Raw genomic sequence first — 5360 nt, forward strand, 5'->3', positions numbered from 1 at the left:
CGCGCCAGCGACGGGAACGTCCCGGACCTGCTGTGACCGGCGGGAGTGGACCTTCGTCGCCAGCACCCCGCAGGACGGACAACCTGGCGGGACGGTCGAGGCGATCACCACCCGCCGGTCCCCGTCGGGCAGGTCGATGGCGTCGATGACGCGGTAGTTGGGCAGGTTGAAGATCGTGCTCGCAGCATCACGCTGCGAACCAGTACTCTCATGCACAGGCTCGTGGTCCTCTGGAATGTGGATGTCTTGACAACACCCATCACAGCAGGACCACGGGCCGTTCTGCGCCTACGACGCGACGCTCCCCATCACCACGAACCGGGAAGAGCCCGCTTCACACGCAGTCGCTGCCATTGCTCGCGCTGGAGCACGCACTTCTTTCGACCGGGACCAGCAGGAATGGAAGCGGATTGATCCATCACTCCGACAGGGGCAGTCAGTACGTCTCACTGGCCTATTCGGATGCTCTCGTCGCGGCCGGGGTGAAAGCGTCAGTCGGCACGGTGGGAGATAGCTACGATAACGCGCTGGCCGAGACCGTGAACGGCCTCTATAAGGCGGAGCTGATCTACTCGAAGCGGATCTGGGAGTCCGTCAGCGAGGTCGAGCTCGCCACGATGGGCTGGGTCCACTGGTGGAACACGGCCCGGCTCCACGAAGCTCTCGGCTACCGCACCCCAGCGAGCGTCGAAGCGGCCTACACTCACCTGACGACGACCGCGCCCGCGACCGTCTAACCACGGAACGAAACCCAGGGCGCTTCATTGATCCGATATGCGCGGAGCAGGTCCGCGTCCCGGACGGGGTCGTTGCGCCACCGGTAGTAGGGCTGGCGGGCGAGCTTGAGAACCCGGCACGACACCGTCACGGGGATCCCCGCGTCGGCGAGCTCAGATACGAGCGGGTACGTCATTTTGGGGAGCCACCAAGCCGCAGGTTCGCCTGCGACAGATACGCCGCCGCACGGCGGAGGACCTCGTTCTCCTGCTCGAGCAACCGGATCCGCTTCTTCAACTCCCGCGCCTCGGCGGCGTCCGCGGCGGTCTGGCCGGGACGGTTACCGTCTTCGACGTCGGCTTGACGGAGCCAGTTCTGCAACGTCGCTTCGCTGATACCGAAGTCGGCGGCGATCTGTTTGATGGTGACGCCGCTCTCACGGTTGCGAGCGACAGCGACGACGTCCTCGCGGAACTCTCTGGGATAGGGGCCGGGCATGATGACATCCTCCCCGTCAGCGCCTCCCGGCACTAACGATCAGTTGTCACCAATCCGTTCCCCACGCCCCCCGTCGCTGGTCGCTCACCGGGGGTCGATCACGAAGCGCACTATCGCCTGGGCTATCGGACAGCTACGAGGCGAGCACGCGACCATCGCTGGGCTCGCCCGTCAGCTCGGAACATCGTGGAAGACCGTGTGGCGCGCCGTCGAGCCCGAACTCGTGTGCCTCGCCGCGGACGAATCCCGGTTCGATGGCGTCACGACGCTCGGTGTCGACGAGCATGTCTGGCATCACGTCGATCCACGCAAGCGCGGTCCGAAGGAACTGACGGGGATGGTCGACCTCACCCGCGACGAGCACGGCCGGGTGCGTGCGCGGCTACTGGATCTCGTACCCGGCCGGTCCGGGAAGGCCTACGCGACTTGGCTCGGTGAGCGCGGCGACGCGTTCCGGAAAAACGTGGAGGTGGCGGCGTTGGATCCCTTCGCCGGATACAAGACCGCGATCAACGACAAGCTGGAAGACGCTGTCGCGGTGCTCGACGCGTTCCATGTCGTGAAACTCGGCACCGCCGCGGTCGACGAGGTCCGCCGCAGAGTGCAACACGACACGCTCGGCCACCGCGGACGCAAGGGAGAGCCGCTCTACGGGATCCAGACCATCCTGCGCGCCGGAGCGGAGAACCTCACCGACAAGCAGCGAGTTAGGCTGGCCGCGGCGATCGAGGCAGATCCTGCGCACGACGAGGTGTTCGTTGCGTGGCAGTGCGCGCAGCAACTGCGATCCGCCTACCACGCGAAGGATCTCGCCGAGGGCCGCCGAATCGCGGAGCGAGTCGCCGAGACATTCCACACCTGCCCGATCCCGGAGATCGCCCGCCTCGGTCGCACCCTGCGCCGGTGGCGGTGAGCGTTCCTCGCGTATTTCGCGACCGGGCGCGCGAACAACGGCGGCACCGAGGCGATCAACGGAATCATCGAGCTGCACCGGCGCCTCGCCCGCGGCTATCGCAACCGGCACAACTACCGCCTCCGCATGCTCCTCGCCGCCGGCGGCCTCACCCCATGACCCCCACCGAATGTCCGAAGAGCCACTTTGCACCGGGCTGAGATGCAACTAGTATCTATCTTGTTCATCAGCACGGGGACGGGGTCATGGAGCATCAGGAGACGGAGGCATCCGCCGCGGATGCCGCGTACGCGAAGGTCAAGGAGCGGATCCTCGACGGCGATCTCGCCGGCGGGACGATGGTCAGCGAAGGAACGATCGCCGATGAACTCGGGATGAGCCGCACCCCCGTCCGCGAGGCGTTCCTGCGCTTGCAGGTCGAGGGGTGGATGCGGCTGTACCCCAAGCGCGGTGCGCTGATCCGCGATGTGACGCCGGGAGAGCTCGACGACGTCGTCGAGGCGCGCATCCTCATCGAGACCGATGCCGTGCGGCGGCTCGTCCGTGACTCCGAACGGGTGCAGGACGTCGTCGACGAGCTCTCCGACATTCTCGACGAGCAACGCCGCGCGTACGAGGCATCCGACCTCGCGCGGCTCGCCGAGGCAGACACGGCCTTCCACGCCCGGATCGTCGCGGCCGGCGGCAACGCCCTGCTCGCAGAGTTCTTCGCGACGCTGCGCGATCGGCAGAGGCGGATGCTCGCGTGGTCGCTCTGGCGACGCGACGACCGAGCCGAGCAGGTGCTCGACGATCACGGATTGCTCGTCCGCCTCATCGGCGATGGCGAGACCGCGGCGTTCGAGGTGGCACTCGGCCGTCACATCAAGAAGACCCACCGGGAGCTGCTGTCATGAGTGAGATGTCCTCCGAGGGAGCCGCCGCCGGAGAGCGGATCGCGATCGTCCCCTGGATGCGCGTGAGCGCTGCCCTGTTCGCTGTCGCGTGGGGTGGAAACGAGTTCACACCGCTGCTCGTGATGTACCGCCAGATCGACCAGATGAGCGCCTTCAGCGTGAATGTACTGCTCGGGGCATATGTCCTGGGCATCGTGCCCGCGCTCCTTCTCGGCGGCCCGTTGTCCGACCGGTACGGCCGCCGACCGCTGTTCGTCCCCGCCCCGATCATCGCGATTGCGGGCAGCACGCTCCTCGCCGTCGGGGCTTCCTCGATGCCGCTCCTGTTCGCCGGGCGGGTGCTGTCGGGTATCGCGCTGGGGCTCGTGATGGCAGTCGGCACGAGCTGGGTGAAAGAGCTCTCCGAGCCTCCGTTCACGACCCGCGCCGTCGACGGCCGTGGCGCCTCACGCGCTGCACTCGCACTGACGTCCGGGTTCGCGCTGGGCGCCGGATTCGCTGCGGCGCTCGGGCAGTTCGGCCCGATCCCCACCGCGTCGCCCTACCTCCTGCACATCGCTCTCACCCTCGTCGCGCTCGTGCTGCTGTGGGCGGCGCCGGAGAGCCGGCCGCGCCGAGACACCTCTGGGCCGCTCCTCGCCGACCTGCGCATCCCCACCGCGATGCACCGCCGGTTCCTCCTCGTCGTCGTCCCGATGGCGCCGTGGGTCTTCGGCACCGCCGCAAGCGCGTACGCGATCCTGCCGGGCCTCATGATGTCGCAGGCGCCGGGACTGCAGATCGGTGTGGCGGGTCTGCTGTGCGTCGTCGCGCTCGGATGCGGTGTCGCGGTGCAGCGGTTCGCCGCGAAGGTCGACACCCCGCTGTCGGCCCGCGGCATCGGGATCGCGCTGACGGTCACCGTTCCCGCCATGATCCTGGCCGCCGTCGCGGTGAGCCTCAACTCGCTCGCCTGGGCGTTCGTGGCCGCCGCGGCACTCGGCGCGGCCTACGGCATGCTGCTCGTCGGGGGACTGCGCGAGATTCAGCGGATCGCCGGTCCGCGCGATCTTGCCGGACTCACCGCGGTGTACTACTCACTGACGTATCTCGGGTTCTTCATCCCGGCGATCCTCGCCGCGCTCGGCGCGTGGATCCCGTACACGACGATGTTCCTCGCCGGCGCGGTCCTGGCGGCGGTCAGCGTCGGGATCGTCGCGCTCAGCTGGCGCCGGCACCTGCCGGCGGCCTGATGAGGAACCGGCCGGGCGCGGCGTCCTCGCGAAGACTTCGCAAAAAAAAGGGGGCGCGGGAAGGACATGTCCTCCCCGCGCCCCCTTCGGATGCATCAGTTGTAGAGCATTCCGCCGTCCACGAGCAGCACCTGGCCGGTCACGTAGTCGGCCTTCTCGCTTGCGAGGAACGACACGACGTTCGCGACGTCTTCGGGCGTCTCGATGCGGCCGAGGGCGATGCTCTCGACGTTCTCCTTGAGGTTCTGGCCCCGCGGCTTGCCGTTGATCTCCGACAGCTTCTCGTCGATGAGGTCCCACATGCCCGTGCCGACGATGCCGGGAGCGTACGCGTTGACGGTGATGCCCTTCGGGGCGAGCTCCTGCGCCGCGACCTGCGTGAGGCCGCGCACGGCGAACTTCGACGCCGAGTACGCGCCGAGGATCGGGAAGCCCTTGATCGACGCGATCGAGGCGGCGGAGATGATCTTGCCCTTCACACCGAGCTCGATGAACTTGTCGGCAGCGGCCTGGATGCCGAAGACCACGCTGTTCACGTTGATGGAGAAGATCTTGTCGAGCTCTTCCGCCGTCACGTCGAGGATCGGCTTGACCTGCGCGATGCCCGCGTTGTTCACGATGACGTCGAACCCGCCGAGCTGCGTGGCGGCTGCGTCCACAGCGGCGACGACGTCTTCCTTCTTCGACACGTCGGCAGCCACGAAGATCGCACGGCGGCCCAGCGCCTCGATCTCCGCGACGACGCCGCGCGACTTCTCCTCCTGGAACGTGAGGTCTGCGACGGCGACGTCGAAGCCGTCCTTCGCGAGCTGGAGCGCGATTCCGCGACCGATTCCCTGACCTGCGCCCGAGACGAGAGCGACCTTGGCAGTGGACATTCCGACTACTCCTTCATGGTTCGATGAAGCGCTGTCGCGCTCCGAGAGAAGGTCGCCCGAAGGCACGTTGCTCGGCGCCGCACGACCCTCGACATCCTAGCAAAACGGCTCTTCGCGGTTCGTGGTGAATGACCCTGCTGGGGCGGGTGTTCACGCTACGGTTCTCGCGGCGCTGGTCAGCAGGATACGCATCCGGTAGTTCTCCGGGTTCCGGAATCCGCGGCCG

General features: G+C 67.4%; 5 protein-coding genes and 2 pseudogenes. 4 read left to right on the forward strand and 3 right to left on the reverse strand.

All coding sequences use genetic code 11. From position 1 onward, the window contains the following. Positions 1-216, reverse strand: a 216-nt coding sequence (locus ACT3SQ_RS18820) for a transposase family protein (RefSeq protein ID WP_444601588.1), incomplete at its 3' end; no start/stop codon positions are given. A 143-nt stretch (positions 217-359) separates the two neighbouring features. Here ACT3SQ_RS18820 and ACT3SQ_RS18825 point away from each other — a divergent pair. Then, positions 360-737, forward strand: a pseudogene (locus ACT3SQ_RS18825) (transposase); the annotation flags it as partial. 172 nt (positions 738-909) lie between these two features. Here ACT3SQ_RS18825 and ACT3SQ_RS18830 read toward each other — a convergent pair. Next, positions 910-1215 carry a transposase gene (locus ACT3SQ_RS18830; protein WP_444502071.1) on the reverse strand — a complete coding sequence of 102 codons (306 nt, stop codon included), beginning with the start codon at positions 1213-1215 and terminating at the stop codon, positions 910-912. 70 nt (positions 1216-1285) lie between these two features. Here ACT3SQ_RS18830 and ACT3SQ_RS18835 point away from each other — a divergent pair. From ACT3SQ_RS18835 to ACT3SQ_RS18845, 3 genes and pseudogenes are all read left to right on the forward strand, one after another. Continuing rightward, positions 1286-2287 (forward strand): annotated as a pseudogene (locus tag ACT3SQ_RS18835) (ISL3 family transposase); the annotation flags it as partial. An 86-nt stretch (positions 2288-2373) separates the two neighbouring features. Then, positions 2374-3024, forward strand: coding sequence for a GntR family transcriptional regulator (locus tag ACT3SQ_RS18840; protein ID WP_114306374.1), 651 nt, complete (start codon positions 2374-2376; stop codon positions 3022-3024). Then, positions 3021-4256, forward strand: coding sequence for an MFS transporter (locus tag ACT3SQ_RS18845; protein ID WP_443419091.1), 1236 nt, complete (start codon positions 3021-3023; stop codon positions 4254-4256). The genes ACT3SQ_RS18840 and ACT3SQ_RS18845 overlap by 4 nt, the downstream gene beginning before the upstream one ends. Positions 4257-4351: 95 nt before the next feature. On the opposite strand, the gene ACT3SQ_RS18850 is transcribed toward ACT3SQ_RS18845, so the two are convergent. Beyond that, positions 4352-5134: an acetoin reductase gene (locus ACT3SQ_RS18850; RefSeq protein WP_114306376.1), complete on the reverse strand. Its 783-nt coding sequence runs from the start codon at positions 5132-5134 to the stop codon at positions 4352-4354. Between the last annotated feature and the right edge of the window lie 226 nt (positions 5135-5360).

Source organism: Brachybacterium sp. AOP42-C2-15, from assembly GCF_052377065.1.
GTDB lineage: Bacteria > Actinomycetota > Actinomycetes > Actinomycetales > Dermabacteraceae > Brachybacterium.

Excerpts from the sequence above, each read along its gene's own strand:
- ACT3SQ_RS18830 (WP_444502071.1), bottom strand. The coding sequence starts at position 1,215 with ATGCCCGGCCCCTATCCCAGAGAGTTCCGCGAGGACGTCGTCGCTGTC.
- ACT3SQ_RS18845 (WP_443419091.1), top strand. The coding sequence starts at position 3,021 with ATGAGTGAGATGTCCTCCGAGGGAGCCGCCGCCGGAGAGCGGATCGCG.
- ACT3SQ_RS18840 (WP_114306374.1), top strand. The coding sequence starts at position 2,374 with ATGGAGCATCAGGAGACGGAGGCATCCGCCGCGGATGCCGCGTACGCG.
- ACT3SQ_RS18850 (WP_114306376.1), bottom strand. The coding sequence starts at position 5,134 with ATGTCCACTGCCAAGGTCGCTCTCGTCTCGGGCGCAGGTCAGGGAATC.